Annotated in this window: 17 protein-coding genes; 7 read left to right on the top strand and 10 right to left on the bottom strand. The window is 63.7% G+C overall.

From position 1 onward, the window contains the following. Nucleotides 1-22: 22 nt before the first annotated feature. Nucleotides 23-1,828, bottom strand: coding sequence for a lanthanide-dependent methanol dehydrogenase XoxF5 (gene xoxF5, locus G8O24_RS27550; protein ID WP_188104831.1), 1,806 nt, complete (start codon nucleotides 1,826-1,828; stop codon nucleotides 23-25). 513 nt (nucleotides 1,829-2,341) lie between these two features. Here xoxF5 and G8O24_RS27545 point away from each other — a divergent pair. Continuing rightward, nucleotides 2,342-3,310, top strand: a complete 969-nt coding sequence (locus G8O24_RS27545) for a helix-turn-helix domain-containing protein (RefSeq protein WP_188104829.1) — start codon at nucleotides 2,342-2,344, stop codon at nucleotides 3,308-3,310. Here G8O24_RS27545 and G8O24_RS27540 read toward each other — a convergent pair. From G8O24_RS27540 to G8O24_RS27525, 4 genes are all read right to left on the bottom strand, one after another. Then, complete coding sequence (locus G8O24_RS27540) at nucleotides 3,307-3,747, bottom strand: hypothetical protein (protein ID WP_188104827.1); 441 nt, start codon at nucleotides 3,745-3,747, stop codon at nucleotides 3,307-3,309. The two genes, G8O24_RS27545 and G8O24_RS27540, sit on opposite strands and share 4 nt — an antisense overlap. Nucleotides 3,748-3,886: 139 nt before the next feature. Then, nucleotides 3,887-4,813: a substrate-binding periplasmic protein gene (locus tag G8O24_RS27535; protein WP_188104825.1), complete on the bottom strand. Its 927-nt coding sequence runs from the start codon at nucleotides 4,811-4,813 to the stop codon at nucleotides 3,887-3,889. Further along, nucleotides 4,810-5,163 carry a c-type cytochrome gene (locus G8O24_RS27530; RefSeq protein WP_188104823.1) on the bottom strand — a complete coding sequence of 118 codons (354 nt, stop codon included), beginning with the start codon at nucleotides 5,161-5,163 and terminating at the stop codon, nucleotides 4,810-4,812. The genes G8O24_RS27535 and G8O24_RS27530 overlap by 4 nt, the downstream gene beginning before the upstream one ends. Before the next feature lie 12 nt (nucleotides 5,164-5,175). Then, entirely contained in the window at nucleotides 5,176-6,840 is a 1,665-nt protein-coding gene (locus tag G8O24_RS27525; protein WP_188104821.1) for a methanol/ethanol family PQQ-dependent dehydrogenase, read from the bottom strand. Nucleotides 6,841-7,180: 340 nt separating this feature from the next. Between G8O24_RS27525 and lanM the strand changes: the two genes are divergently transcribed. The 5 genes from lanM to G8O24_RS27500 all read left to right on the top strand — a co-directional run bounded on the left by lanM (nucleotide 7,181) and on the right by G8O24_RS27500 (nucleotide 9,564). Further along, a complete protein-coding gene (gene lanM / locus G8O24_RS27520; protein WP_188104820.1) occupies nucleotides 7,181-7,573 on the top strand; it encodes a lanmodulin LanM in 393 nt (130 codons plus the stop codon). 112 nt (nucleotides 7,574-7,685) lie between these two features. Then, nucleotides 7,686-8,015, top strand: a complete 330-nt coding sequence (locus tag G8O24_RS27515) for a hypothetical protein (protein WP_188104818.1) — start codon at nucleotides 7,686-7,688, stop codon at nucleotides 8,013-8,015. A 223-nt stretch (nucleotides 8,016-8,238) separates the two neighbouring features. Continuing rightward, the gene (pqqA, locus tag G8O24_RS27510; protein WP_012029362.1) at nucleotides 8,239-8,319 is read left to right on the top strand and encodes a pyrroloquinoline quinone precursor peptide PqqA; all 81 of its coding nucleotides are present in this window, start codon (nucleotides 8,239-8,241) and stop codon (nucleotides 8,317-8,319) included. 24 nt (nucleotides 8,320-8,343) lie between these two features. Further along, entirely contained in the window at nucleotides 8,344-9,249 is a 906-nt protein-coding gene (locus G8O24_RS27505) for a DUF6662 family protein (RefSeq protein WP_188104817.1), read from the top strand. Nucleotides 9,250-9,354: 105 nt separating this feature from the next. Then, on the top strand, nucleotides 9,355-9,564 hold the full coding sequence (locus G8O24_RS27500; protein WP_188104815.1) for a hypothetical protein: 210 nt from the start codon (nucleotides 9,355-9,357) through the stop codon (nucleotides 9,562-9,564). 4 nt (nucleotides 9,565-9,568) lie between these two features. Here G8O24_RS27500 and G8O24_RS27495 read toward each other — a convergent pair whose 3' ends face one another. The 4 genes from G8O24_RS27495 to G8O24_RS27480 all read right to left on the bottom strand — a co-directional run bounded on the left by G8O24_RS27495 (nucleotide 9,569) and on the right by G8O24_RS27480 (nucleotide 12,365). Then, entirely contained in the window at nucleotides 9,569-9,922 is a 354-nt protein-coding gene (locus G8O24_RS27495; protein WP_188104814.1) for a hypothetical protein, read from the bottom strand. 62 nt (nucleotides 9,923-9,984) lie between these two features. After that, nucleotides 9,985-10,695 (bottom strand): ABC transporter ATP-binding protein, encoded by a 711-nt coding sequence (locus G8O24_RS27490; protein ID WP_188104812.1) that lies wholly within the window; start codon nucleotides 10,693-10,695, stop codon nucleotides 9,985-9,987. Beyond that, nucleotides 10,685-11,422 (bottom strand): ABC transporter permease, encoded by a 738-nt coding sequence (locus G8O24_RS27485; RefSeq protein WP_188104811.1) that lies wholly within the window; start codon nucleotides 11,420-11,422, stop codon nucleotides 10,685-10,687. Before G8O24_RS27485 ends, G8O24_RS27490 begins: the two co-directional genes overlap by 11 nt. A 1-nt stretch (nucleotide 11,423) precedes the next feature. Next, a complete protein-coding gene (locus tag G8O24_RS27480) occupies nucleotides 11,424-12,365 on the bottom strand; it encodes an ABC transporter substrate-binding protein (RefSeq protein WP_188104809.1) in 942 nt (313 codons plus the stop codon). Between the two features lie 118 nt (nucleotides 12,366-12,483). Between G8O24_RS27480 and G8O24_RS27475 the strand changes: the two genes are divergently transcribed. Further along, a complete protein-coding gene (locus G8O24_RS27475; RefSeq protein WP_188104808.1) occupies nucleotides 12,484-12,843 on the top strand; it encodes a hypothetical protein in 360 nt (119 codons plus the stop codon). 176 nt (nucleotides 12,844-13,019) lie between these two features. On the opposite strand, the gene G8O24_RS27470 is transcribed toward G8O24_RS27475, so the two are convergent. Then, entirely contained in the window at nucleotides 13,020-13,838 is an 819-nt protein-coding gene (locus tag G8O24_RS27470) for a quinoprotein dehydrogenase-associated SoxYZ-like carrier (RefSeq protein WP_188104806.1), read from the bottom strand. Nucleotides 13,839-13,917 lie beyond the last annotated feature (79 nt).

Genomic DNA, 13,917 nt, shown 5'->3' with positions numbered 1-13,917 from the left:
CCGGAGCGATACGGGAACGAGGCTAGTTCGACGGCAGCGAGAACACGGTCAGCGTGCCGCCGAGCGCCGTGTAGTTGCTGAGGGCCGCGTAGCCACCGACGGCACCGAGGCCTGCGGTCGGATCGGTCAGGCCCGCTGCCAGACCAATGCCGGCCCAGCCGCCGACGCCGGAGAGCACGGCAACGTACTGCTTGCCATTGTTCTCATAGGTGGTGACGTTGCCGATGATGCCGGAGGGAGTCTTGAACTTGTAGAGCTCCTTGCCGGTCTTGGCGTCGACCGCCTTCAGGTAGCCTTCGAGCGTGCCGTAGAAGACCACGCCGCCGGCGGTTGCGAGCGCACCCGACCAGACCGAGAACTGCTCCTTGTTCGACCAGACGATCTTGCCGGTCTTGCCGTCCCAGGCGATGAAGTTACCCATGTTGGTATCGCCCTGCGGCGGATACATCGACAGTGTCGCACCGACATAGGGCTGGCCCGCGGTGTAGCTCACCTTGAACGGTTCGTAGTCCATGCAGACGTGGTTGGTCGGAACGTAGAACAGCTGCGTGTCCGGCGAGTAGGCCGCCGGCTGCTCGTCCTTGGTGCCGAGCGCGGCCGGGCAGATGCCCTTCACGTTGTGATCTTCGCCGGCCTTGTCGGTCGAAGCTGCGTCGAGCACCTTCGGACGGCCATAGGTGGCGGAGTTCTTGTCCATGTCGACGCCGGAGGTCCAGTTCACCTTCGGGTCGTATTTTTCGGCGACCAGCAGCTCACCAGTGCCGCGATCGAGCGTATAGCCGAGGCCGTTACGGTCGAAATGCGTCAGCAGCTTGCGGGCCTGGCCGTTGATCGACTGGTCCGACAGGATCATCTCGTTGACGCCGTCATAGTCCCATTCGTCGTGGGGCGTCATCTGATAGACCCACTTGGCGACGCCCGTATCCGGATTGCGTGCCCAGATCGTCATCGACCATTTGTTGTCGCCGGGACGCTGCTTCGGATTCCAGGTCGAAGGATTACCCGAGCCGTAGTAGATCAGGTTCAGCTCGGGATCGTACGAGATCCAGCCCCAGGTGGCGCCGCCGCCGATCTTCCACTGATCGCCCTGCCAGGTCTTGAGGCTCGAATCCTTGCCGATCGGCTTGCCGAGTGCAGTGGTCTTGTCGTCGACCAGGATCTGGTCGTCGGGACCTTCCGAATAGCCGCGCCAGGCCAGCTTGCCGGTCTTGATGTCGTAGGCGCTCATGTGAGCCTGCACGCCGAACTCGCCACCGGAGATGCCGATCAGCACCTTGTCCTTGACGACCATCGGCGCCGAAGTGCCGGTCTCGCCCTTGCTGGGATCGCCGTTCTTCGCGGTCCATGCGACCTGACCGGTCTTGGCGTCGAGCGCGACCAGGGTCGTGTCGGCCTGATGCAGGAAGATCTTGCCGTCGCCGAAGGCGAGGCCGCGGTTAACGGTGTCGCAGCACATCACCGGGATGACGTTCGGATCCTGCTTCGGCTCGTACTTCCAGACGATCTTGTTCTCGTTGGAAAGGTCAATCGCGTAGACCTTGTTCGGGAACGGCGTATGGACGTACATCATGTTGCCGATGATCAGCGGGCCACCTTCATGGCCGCGCAGCACGCCGGTTGAGAAAGTCCAGGCGACCTGGAGCTTACCGACATTTTGCGCGTTGATCTGGTTCAGCTTGGAATAGCGGTTGTTGGCATAATCACCCGTCGGCATCACCCAGTCTTTCGGGTTCTGCGACATTTTGTTCAGCTCGTCATTGGCTGACGCGCTCGCGACGGCGAGAGCCGCCGCGGAGCCGAGAAAGGTCGCCAGTAGCACCTTGCGCATAGTCATTCCTCCGTTGGACTCGTTTATTGTTTCCGAAGCATTGCTTAATCGCCGGGCTACTCGTCCGGCGTCTGCTCGTGCAGGGCGGTCATGTTGGGGACCAGAAACGATGCTGTGCTGTTTCCTCCTCCGGATGAGAGCTACGGGTCCGCGTGCAGGAGCAGCCCGTTCTTTTTGTTCCTGCTGCAATCCCTAACGACTTCGCCAACGGGAAACTTGCCCAAGAGTGAAGGCGCTTTGCTCGACAGCGCACGGGGGCAAACATTTTGATTTTGCAGTAGCGAATTCAGCGGCTTCCGTGCGGTGCGGCGCCAAGCTCGGCGCTCAGGTTCCCCTTGACGGCGCTGCAACTAAGGCGGAGGATTAACTTTCAAGGGTGGCAATGGAACGATGGCGCTCGTTTCAAAAGACCGCTCAAATTCGAGGTAAACGTCACGCAATCATGGCCGAGGGGCTCAGCAGGCGCTGGCTGCGATTCGCGTCGAATCCCGGAACACATCAGTGGCTGGATTAATGTCCGACACAATTCATACGCTCTCGACGACCGGACTGACGCCGAAGCGCCAGATCCAGAGCTGGATCGACGGGCTGACGAGTCTGTGTGGTCACTTCGATGTCGATCCGCTGGAGGCGTCTTCGCTCGAAGGGCGCATCGACTACACCAGCGTCTCACGCCTCAAGCTCTGCCAGATCGAGGTGAGCCAGCACCGCATCGCGCACACGCTGGCGCGCGCCAAGGCCAATGAACACCCGTACATCAAGATCCACTTCCAGACCTACGGCGTGTCCTATTTCGAGCAGGAAGGCCGCCACATCGAATTGAACCCGGGCGACATCATCGCCTATGACGTCTCATGCCCGCATTTGATCGTGAGCCCCGCCTTCACGCGCCACGACGTCGTGATCGTGCCGAAGGCGCTGCTGCGCGATCGTGGCTTCCCGTCTCAGCGCATGCCCGCCTGCAAGCTGTCGGCCAAGACAGGGACAGGGCGGATCGCCCACGATTTCGTCCATGCCACCTTCGATGAGGCGGCGAAGCTTTCGGCCAACAGTGCGGTCGGCGTTGCTGATTCGCTGATCGACCTGTTGCTGCTGCCGCTGCGCGAAGCCGACACGATGTTCGATCGTGTCGGGCCCGAGGCGATGTATGTGCGGGCCCAATTCTTCATCCGCGAGCACCTGCGTGATCCCGATCTGTGCATCGACCAGATCTCGGCCGAGCTCGGCTGCTCCAAGCGCTACCTGCACATGCTGTTCTCGGAGCGCGGCACCACGGTGAGCGACTATATCTGGCAGGCGCGCCTGCAGAACTGCCGTCAGGAGCTCGAGGCCCACGCCGGCAAGACCATCACCGATGTCGCGTTCTCCTGGGGCTTCTCCAGCTCGTCGCATTTCAGCCGCGTGTTCCGGAAATATTTCGGCGTGGTGCCGTCCTCGATCCACAAGGCGCAGCAAGGCGCCGTCGCCGCGGACGAGAACTAGGCCGGCCCTGCCTGCGCCGACATGGCGACGTAGGGAATGCTGGTCACGAGCGCCGCGACCAGGGTTGCGTTGCAGAGCATTCCGCTCCAGTGCAACCGGCGTAGTCGGCGCACGGCCTCAGTATCGCCGGCATCCCGGGCGCTGAGCTCATCATCCATCCGCCGCATGAACCGACCGCGTCCCCAGATTGCGAGGCCCGCCATCGCGCCGATCGCCATGGCAAAGAGCGGTCGACCGGCGATGACGAAAGCCACGGTCGCCAAGACGCCGGTCACGCCGATCATTCTGAATTGGATGTCGAACATCCCGCGCAGCAACTGCGTGACGGGCGGAAGGTCGAGCTTCACCAGCAGGAATGCAGGCGAGGCCAGCAGGAAATAGCCCATCGGAAAAAGCAGGATGACCAGGGCGGCCACCGCGACGGCATCGGGTCTCATGCGCTCGGCCTCTCTTGCCCGGGCGGAGTGAGGCGCCGCCCGGCGCTCGCCGCAATCATAGCCGGTCACAACGGTTGCGACACTAGGCTTTGGTCGGATGCGAAGTGGCAGTTGCGATCAGTCGGCACGCGCGGCCACCTTATCGCTGAATGATTTTCGTCCAGACATCCCCAAGGATGGCGGGCTCGCGCGGCGGCAGATAGGTCAGGCCGGCCTGCTTGCCGAACTCGGCGATCCTGCCTTCGGCCGCAAGATCCCTCAGCGCCTTGTTGACGGCCTCGATCAGGGCAGGGTCGCTGCCAAGCCCGACATAGCCGCGATTGGCGCCGATTGGATAATAATAGCCGGACGCCGTGATCGCCGTCTCGGGATGCGCGGCGCGGTGGGCGTCGAAGCGGGCAAGGTCGATCAAGGTCGCGTCGTAGTCGCCGCGATCGAGCGCGCCAAGGAGGTCGTCGCGGCCGGGGACGAGATGGGTGATGTTGTCGATCAGGCGCCCCTTGTCGAAAGTCATCAGGATGGCATCACCCAATGAGCCGCTCTCGATTGCGAGGCGAAGCCCGGCGAGATCGCCGATGTCGCCGATCTTGCGGTCGCGCGCCTTCGCCCCGAGCACAATGGTCATCGGCGAATAGACGTAAGGCCTGGTCGGCGCGAGTTCGCCGAGCGCAACGCGGCGACGCCGGTCATCGCGCGTGGCCCCGGTGAAATCCGGCAGGCGCGCCGTCTTCATGCCGGGCTTGACCAGCGAGTCCGTCGTCAGCGCATAGCCGCCGATCAGCGCGCAGCGCCCGTCGGAAAGCAGCGCATTGGCCTCGAGCTGCGGGCTCGAATCCTCATCCAGCTTGCTCTCGAACCATTGGATCCTGAGCGACCGTCCCATCCGGTCCGCGACCGCCTGCGCCAAAAGGACGTCGAAGCCTGAATCCGGCTTGCCCTTGTGGTGCGCCGAGAGCGGTGGGCGGTCCTCGTCGAGGCAGATGCTGAGGGGATCAGCCGCCCACGCCGCGGTCGCCGGCGCAGCGAGCATCATGGCGAGACCAAGTGTTGCCAGCCAGTTCTTCACGGCTTCCTCCGGCTCGAGATGAAGGCCCAGAGATCGCCGATCTGGTCGTCGTCGAGAATGTCGCCCCAAGGCGGCATCCTGTTGTTCTTGCCGTTCTTCACCGTCGTGACGAAGCGGGTCTTGTCGTCGGGAAAGGCGCGCAGATCCGGGGTGATGGTGCCGGAGTTCATCAGATTGGGGCCGTGGCAGTGCGAGCATTTTTCGGCATAGGTCGACTTGCCGTGGTCGATCTGCGCCTGCAGCGGATTGCCGTTCGAATCATCCGCGGCACGGACGGTCGCCGCAAGCGCGACCGTCAGAACCGCGACGGTGGCGATGACCGCCACCGTCTTGTGCGATGTGTCTCTCAACGTCTCTCGCCGTTACTGCTTCACCGCAAACACCCACAGCGAACCGCCGGGCGGCACCTTGGCCAGCCGTTCGTCGCCGGAGAACAGCGAGTAGACGCCGCCATAGCCAGAGGTGACGGCGACGTACTGCACGCCGTCCTGCTGCCAGGTTACCGGCTGTCCCTCGATGCCGGAGCCGGTCTGGAACTGCCAGAGCTTCTTGCCGCTGTCGGCATCGAAGGCCTCGAACTCGCCGGTCAAGGCGCCGGTGAACACGACGCCGCCCGCGGTCGACAGCACGCCGGAGAAGCGCGGAATGTCGCTGGGCGCTTCCCATTTCGCCTTGCCGGTCATCGGATCGATCGCCTTCAGATGGCCGCGCGCGCCGTCACCCCATTCCCAGGGATCGGTCAGGTCCATGCCGAGATACCATTCGCCCTGCTTGAAGGTGGCCGGCTCCGACTTGTACCTGCCGCCGAAGGCGAGCGTGTTGGCGTAGGCAAGGCCCGTCTGCGGATTGAACGACATCGGCTCCCAGTTCTTGCCGCCGAGGATCGACGGATAGACCGTGACCTTCTTGCCGTCGCGCGCATCCTTGACGACGTCAGTCTCGATCGGGCGGCCGCTCTTCAGATCGACGCCGCTGGCCCAATTGACCTTCACGTAGGGATTGGCGGCGAGCACCTTGCCGTTGGTGCGATCGAGCACGTAGAAGAAGCCGTTGCGGTTGGCATCCATCAGCACCTTAGTCGGCTTGCCCTCGACATTCATGTCGGCGAGGACCATCTCGGCCACCGAGTCATAGTCGAACGGATTGTTCGGCGAGAACTGGTAGTGCCATTTGATCTTGCCGGTCTTGGGATCCATCGCCAGCACGGAGCAGGTGTAGAGATTGTCGCCGGGACGCACGGCCGCGTTGAACGGGCCGGGGTTGCCGATGCCCCAATACACCGTGTTCAGCTCGGGATCATAGGACCCGGTGATCCAGGTCGAGCCGCCGCCGAGCTTCCAGGTGTCGCCCTTCCAGGTGTCGCCGCCGGGCTCGTCCGGCGAAGGGATCGAATGGGTGCGCCAGAGATGCTTGCCTGTTGCCGGATCCCAGCCGTCGATGAAGCCGCGCGTGCCGAACTCGGCGCCGGAGATGCCGGTGATGACGACGCCGTCCGCGACCAGCGGAGCCACCGTCATCGAATAGCCTTCCTTGATGTCGGCCGCCTTCTGCCGCCACAGCTCCTTGCCGTCCTTGGCGTCGAGCGCGATCACGTTGGCATCGAGCGTGGTGCGGAACAGCTTGCCGTCATAGAGGGCGGCGCCGCGGTTGATGATGCCGCAGCAGACGATGCGCGGCGTTTCCGCCGGATATTCGATCTTGGATTTCCAGATCTGCTTGCCGGTCTTGGCGTCGACCGCCATGGTCGCGTTGTGAGAGGTCACGTAGATCACGCCCTGGTACACCAGCGGCTGCGATTCCTCGCTGCGATCGTCGTTGAAGGAGTAATTCCAGACCGGGACGAGGTTCTTGACGGTGTCCTTGTTGATCTGGTTCAGCGTCGAGAAGCGCTGGAGATTGTAGCCCATCCCGTAGTTGAGAACGTTCGACGTATCGGTTGCACCCTTGACCAGTTGATCGGTCGTCTGGGCGCTCACAACCGAGCATGCGGATATGACGAGGCTCGCGGCCATCGCAAAACGTTTCATCCGTTCCTCCCAATATGCGCGCCTTTTGACGCTGCGATCGCAACACTCGGTCGGAAACCAAAACGCGTCAATACGAAAGTCGAAAGTGGCTTGCCGATATGTTGGATCTCGGTGCCGGTCACTTGACGGAAACCTGACGATCGATGAGTCACTTGTGTGCAGGCGCTGGAAAAATTCCGTGGCGTGAAGTTGTGCGGCGTCCATGCTGCAATCGCGGGCATCCGTTCCGTCAGTTGTGCAGTGCGCAGATTGCAATTCGGGGCTTGAACCGGGGCAGGCTTGTGGACTTATCTCGTGTTCGATCCCGCGCGAATCGGGGCTTTTGATCAGGGAGGTTGTCATGATGTCGCGTCGCTCTGTTGCGCTTGCACTCACGATCGCAATGCTGTCCGGTCCGGCCTGGTCGGCATCCGGCGGGGCGGTCAAGATGTACGACACCGACAATGACGGGACGCTCGATCTGGCCGAGGTGAAGAAGGCCGCCGCCGCGCTGTTCGCCAGGCTCGATCCCGACCATGACGGGACGCTCGACGCGCGTGAGTTGCGCGGACGGCTAACGGCAAAGGAGCTCGCAGCTGCAGACCCTGACCACGACGGGACCCTCACCCTCGATGAATATCTTGCCGTGGTGGAGCAGCGCTTCAACGCAGCGAATCCGGACGCGGACGGAACGCTGGATGCAAAGGAGCTGAAGTCGCGGGCCGGCCGCGCATTGCTGCGGCTCCTGCGATAAGCGGGCCGCCGGAATTCTGCCCCGCAATCGGAACATCGGCCGATTCGACCTGTTCTCCTCGACATCCGCGCGACGCCGGGTCGTGCGGCGGAAAGACGAGGAGAGGAAGCAGATGACCACGAAACGATCCATTCTTGTTGCGTGCGCGATCCTGGCGCTGAGCGCCGGCACGGCGATGGCCGGTCCCTGCAACACCGGCAGCACTGCCAGCGACAAGGACGCCGGCTCTGGTCCTGTCACGGTGGGATCGGCGCAATCCCATTCATCCGACGCGACGAGCAACACCGGTCAGCATCCCCCGACCAGCACGATGAATCGCGCCAGCGGCGAAACGGCTGCATCGTCGGAGGATGCACAGCGTCAGATGCAGAGCCAGCCCACGGCGGCTCAGAGCGCCGAAGGTGCCAAGCCGAATACGATGGCCGCCGACAAGGGCTGCTGACAGCGAAGCGGAGCCGCGGCGAGACATCAGCGGCATCGCGCAAGGCGCTCCCGCGCGGGTCGCGTTTGACCACGAGAGAACTGGTCTTGCCCGAGAGCGAAATGCAGCCGCGAAGAATCGGCACGGACTCGTGCGGCGTTCGAATCGAGGCTTGAACTGTATTGGGCGCCGCCCTAGGTTTTGCCCGGCGCGATGTCGCGCTCAATAATTGGGGAGACCCCGAATGGCCTGGAAAGCTCCGAAGATCGTGGAAGTGCCGGTCGGCATGGAAATCAACATGTACGCCTGCGCTGCGCGCAAGTAAGACCTGCGACCTGCCGCGGCTTCGATGGCGGATGCCCTCGAAGCCGTGGTAGTGTTCCGCATGCGCTTGGGGGCCCCTACATTCAGGACGATGGTTGTGTGCCTTGCCGCGCTCGCGTCGGCAAGTGCGAGCGCCGAAGAGGGGTTCGACACCGAGCACATCTTCGGTTTCATGATCGGCAGCGATGTCGGCAATCGCGGCGAGCGCGAATTCCAGACCCAGACGACGGGGCGGTTCGGCAAGGGCGGCGGCACCTATCGGACGCTCGCGCACGAGGTCGAAATCGAAATCGTGCCGCTGCCGAATTTTCGCATCGAGATCGGCGCTGCGACCACGCTGCACGACATCACCGGCGTTCCTGACATCGACGATCGCCGCCAGGTCAACTTCCAGGGCGCATCGCTCGATTTGCGCTATCGCCTGCTCGAGCGCGAGAGCGCCCCGTTCGGCATGACGATTGCCGCCGAAACCCATGGCGATCGCATCGACGAGGTCAGCGGCGCCAAGGGGCGGATGTACGGCACCGACTTCACGCTCGCCTTCGATCGCGAGCTGGTGCCGAACTTCGCGATCGGCGCGCTCAATCTGATCTACCAGCCGGAATGGGCGCGCTTCGAGGTGAGCGGGCTGTCCGAGAAAAGCTCGACCATCGGCGCGGCCTTCGCCGGCATGGTGCGCATGAGCCCAAACGTGCTGCTCGGCGGCGAGATGCGCTACTTCCGCCAATATGAGGGCATCGGTCTCGGCGCGTTCTCAGGACAAGCCCTGTTCGTCGGACCGACCGCCTATTTCCAGCTGTCGGAGCAATCGCGGCTCACCTTGAGCTGGAGCATGCAGGCCTGGGGCCGTCCGGCCGGATCGGGGGCTAATCTCGATCTTGTCAATTTCGAACGCCACCAGGCGCGGCTGGTGTTTGGCATCAACTTCTAGCAAAGCGGGTTCCCCGCCCATCTCTCACACCGGATTGAAACTTCTCGCTGCCGGAAACGTAGCCCTGTGTGCTAGTCTCAATCGTTCCCGCGAGAGGATCCCGGCATGAACCCGATCGACCTGGTGGTGACAGTGTGTGCGGTGCTCTCGCCTGCAACCTGCGAGGAGCAGCATCTGGTGTTCAACTTTGGCGGCTCGCCGGCGCAGTGCTCCATGGCCGCGCCGCCCTATATCGCGCAATGGGTCGGCGAGCATCCGAAATGGCAGGCGGTGCGCTGGCGCTGCGAATATCCGCACCCGAACGACAAGGCGTGATCAGCTACTTGGTGCACTCCTTCAAATCCTTGTCGGCGATCGAGAACACCGCATCGGCCTTGATCTCGATGTCGCGGACGATGCATTGCCGTGAGCTGGGATAGCTGACCTTGGCATCGTAGCGGCCCGGCTCGACGCCGGTGATGCGCAGCCGCTCGTCGTGGTCGACCTCCTTGTCCTTGTCGTTCAGGCACTGGTTCGGGCCCCAGTCGGTCTTGCCTGATGGTGCGAGCTGGAATCCGGAGATCGTCTCGCTCGTCAAATTCCAGAGCCGGATGCCCTTGCCCTTGGTCTGCGCGAGGGCTGCGCCCGGCATCGCAACCAACAGGATGCCGATCGCGATCAGCTGACGGCGCATGATGACCTCCCCAAAACAATTCTGCCCAAAACAATTCTGATGGCGCAGTTGATCACGAGTTGTCATTTCGATTCAAGCTGCAACGCCGCAAGCTCGGCTCTGATCCGGGCAAGCTCAGCCTCGTTGCGCTCGCTGCGCGGAGTAGCGATCGGCACCTCCTGCACGATGCGCGCCGGGCGCGGCGACAGGAAGAACAGGCGGTCACCGAGACGGATGGCATCGTCGAGGCTGTGCGTGACGAGCAGCGTCATGACCGGGCGGCTTGCCACCAGCGTCGCGATCTCGTCGCGCAGACGGCCGGCGAGGGCGTCATCGAGCGAGGCGAGCGGCTCGTCGAGCACGAGCAGATCGGGCTCGACCGCAAAGGCGCGAGCGAGCGCGACCCGGCGGGCGAGGCCCAGCGACAATTCGCCGGGAAAATGGCTGCGATGCGCTTCCAGCTCGAGGATCTTGAACAGCTCGGACAGCTTCGCATCCGTGACGTCAGGTGCAGCCAGCCGCACATTCTGCTCGACGGAGCGCCACGGCAACAGCCGTGGTTCTTGAAACACCATGCCGATCCGCGCCTCCGGCGGCCGCGCGACGTGGCCGTCGAAATCGTGGTCGAGCCCGAGGATGATGCGCAGCATCGTGCTCTTGCCGCAGCCGGACGGGCCGATCAGCACGCCGACCTCGCCGGATTGCAGCGCGAATGTCAGCGGCGCCAGCACCGCGTGCGTTTCGCCCGCGGCGCTCCTGTAGGTCTTGCCCGTGATCTCGACCTCAAGCCGCACGGGGCCGCCACCGCGTTGCGCGGGCCTCGAACGGCTGCACCAGAACAGTCTCGATCACGAGCACGACCGCGGCGAATGTCAGGGAATAGGCGAGCAGGCGCGGCGTATCGAACAGCTGGAAGGCGATGCCGATCTCGAAGCCGACGCCGTTCGGCCGCCCCAACAGCTCGGCGACCAGCACGATCTTCCACACCAGCGACAGGCCGGAACGGGCGGAGGCCGCGATATAGGGCGCCAGCTGCGGCAGCACGACGTGGCGGAAGGCGCGCCAGCGCGGCATCGCGAACACCGTTGCCATCTCGTCGAGCGAACGGTCGAGCGCGCGGGTGCCTTCGCGCAACGTCACCACCGCGGTCGGCAGCTTGTTGATGGCGATCGCCGCAATCGCGGCGGCCTCGGTGAGCCCGGCCCAGATATAGGCGAGCACGATCACCACAAGGGCCGGCAAATTGAGCAGCAGGATCAGCCAGGGATCGCCGAGCCGGTCGGCGAGTTTCACCCGTCCCATCAGATAGCCGATGGCGCTGCCGACCGACATCGCCAGCACGAAGGCGAGCGCGACGCGCGCCAGTGTCGCGCCGAGATGCAGGAACAGCGCGCCGGATGCGGCTTCCGCGATGATGACGTTGAGCACCGCGGGCGGGGAGGGCAGCTTCGCGCCGCCGACGAACAGCGCGGCGGTCCACCAGATCGCGAGGAAGAGAGCAAAGGAGAGAAGGCGCAGCACCTCAGTCTCCGGGGGCGGCGTGATAGAAGGTGCCGGGATCGAGCTCGGCCGCCGGGCCGACCAGGTCACGCCCGCCGATCTCGGCGAGCACGCGGTAGAGCACGCGTGCATCGGCCTCCTCGTCACTGATGCTCCGGCGCGGAATGCCATCGCGATAACGGTCGCGATAGGTCTTGAGCATGGCCGGATCGTTCGCGCCTGTGAGTGGCGCGATCTTGTCCCAGGCCGCATCCGATGTGACCAGCAATTGCTTGGCCTTGCGGGTCATGGCGATGAACCGCGCCACGGTGTCGCGATGGTTTGCGGCCCAGCCCTCATCGAAGACATAGCCGACCGCGGACACTGCGCCCTTGGCGCCGAGCTTGGGCAAAATCTCCTCGATTCCGGCAAGGCGCCTGAAGCCCTTGGCTTCGAGCTGCGCGCAGAAATTCCAGAAATTCAGGCTCGCATCCATCTCGCCGTCGAGCGCCTTGGCGGCGATCAGGGGCGGCGCGCCATAGACGATCGTCGCCTCCGACTTCAGGTCGATGCCGTCCTGCTTCATCCGTGCTTGCAGCAGCAGCCAGCTCTTGTCGATCGGGCCGCCACCGATGCCGAGCTTGCGGCCCTTCAGATCGGCCAGCGTCTTGATCGGCGATGCCGCCGGCACCATCACCGCGCCGAGCGCACTGGAATAGGGGTAGAAGATCAGCTTGGCGCCGAGCGCGCGCTCGCGCGACACCCAGAGCCAATCCGACAGCATGATGTCGGCATTGCCGGCGCGGAGCGCGATCTTGCCGGCCTCGGGGCTCGCAAGCTCGGTGACCTCCAGCGACAGATTGGCTTCCTTGTCGAGCCCGGCCTCGCGAATCGTCGCCAGTTCCCAGGAGAACGTTCCGGTCTTCTGCACTGCGAGGCGTATGGTGTCCGCAGCATGGGCCGGCGTGCCCAGTGCCAGCACCATGGCAAGCGCCGATATTCGTGCCAAAACTCGCATCACTTGTGAGCCATTTCCTCTGACAGAGTGCTTTTCAGGACAATAGGCATAGCATAGCTTCCATCGCAACCAGCGGGAGGATCTCATGAGCTTTGCGGGACAGGTACGACCTGGTGTCGCCGCCCTGGTCGTGCTCGCAGCGACCGTGATCGCAGCGCGGGCGGAGGAGGCCAATGATTATCCGACCTCGGCGCGTGCAGAATATGTCTATGGCTGCATGAAGGCCAATGGCGAGACGCGGCAGGCGATCGAGCAATGCTCCTGCTCGATCGACGTGGTCGCCTCGATCGTGCCCTATGAAAGATATGTCACGGCAGAGACCGCGCTCAGCATGTCCCAGGTCCGCGGCAATCTCGGCACCCAGTTCAGGACGTCGGAGCAGGCGAATTCGGCGGTGAATGATTTGAGACGGGCGCAGGCCGAAGCCGAGGTGAGGTGTTTCTAGTGTCTCGTCCCTTCTCCCCTTGTGGGAGAAGGTGGCGCGAAGCGCCGGATGAGGGGTATCTATCCGAGCATTCAAGCGTGAGAGGCGTTGCGGAGACCCACCCCTCACCCGTCTCGCCGCTACGCGGCGATCCACCCTCGCCCACAAGGGAAGAGGGAAAGCAGCGCGAGCCCTAGCTACGTCCCCGGTTTCTCCACGTCCCACTCGTTCCGGAACACATGGCCGTCCGTATCCTTCGCCTCGGCGCGGAAACGCTTGGCGCCGTTGGAGACGTAGGTGAAGCGCAGATTAGGATCTTCCGAGATCGAGATGCCGCCTTCCATCGACAGTACGGGGCTGTCGTCCTGCGTCAGCTTCAGCTGGTTGATGAAGAAGGCGGGAATATAGAGCTGCGTGACCTGATCCATCTGCAGGCCGGAATTGTTGGGATGGCCGATCATGATCTGCGCCTCGCGGATGCGGCTCGCAGGCGCGTCCTCGCGCGCGAATTGCCGGTAGCGCATCTGGCCGAGCCGGTTCTGCGCCTCTTCGGCATTCTTGCCGGCCGGCGCCGAGCAGCCGCCTGACGCTTTCACATAGGTCTTGGCGACGTAGAGCTGGCCGTCGCTGAGCTCGGCGACCGCATGCACATCGGTATAATTGTTGACGCGCACGCGCGTGGAGATCTCGCTGACATTGGCATCCGCGCCAAGCTCGAACTTCGCCGCCATCGGCGCCGGATTGCGGTCGATCACCAGCGTGATCGACCGGATGCGCCTGGCGTCGGCGGGCGAGAGCTTGCTGCGCAGGGTGACCGGCACGATCGCCGCGTCCTCGGCGCGATAGGGCATCTCGATGGCGATGACGTCAGCGCCGTCGTTCATCGGACGGTTGTTGAGGATATCCTGCACCAGGCCCGGCCAGGGATCGTAAGCCTCTTCGGCGCTCACAGGCGCGGCGAAGGCGATGCCGAGCAGCGCGGCGATCAGGGGCAGGCGGCGTGTGCATCCCATCATGGTCGTGGTCTCGCGCGGTCGAAGCAGTGTCAGGCAAACGAGGGTAGCGCGCCTGCTACTCCCATTCAATTTCAGAAAA

The organism is Bradyrhizobium campsiandrae (genome assembly GCF_014529705.1).
GTDB classification, from domain to species: domain Bacteria; phylum Pseudomonadota; class Alphaproteobacteria; order Rhizobiales; family Xanthobacteraceae; genus Bradyrhizobium; species Bradyrhizobium campsiandrae.
The sequence above is the reverse complement of the archived record's forward strand: the minus strand, read 5'-3'. Positions and strand labels throughout refer to the sequence as shown.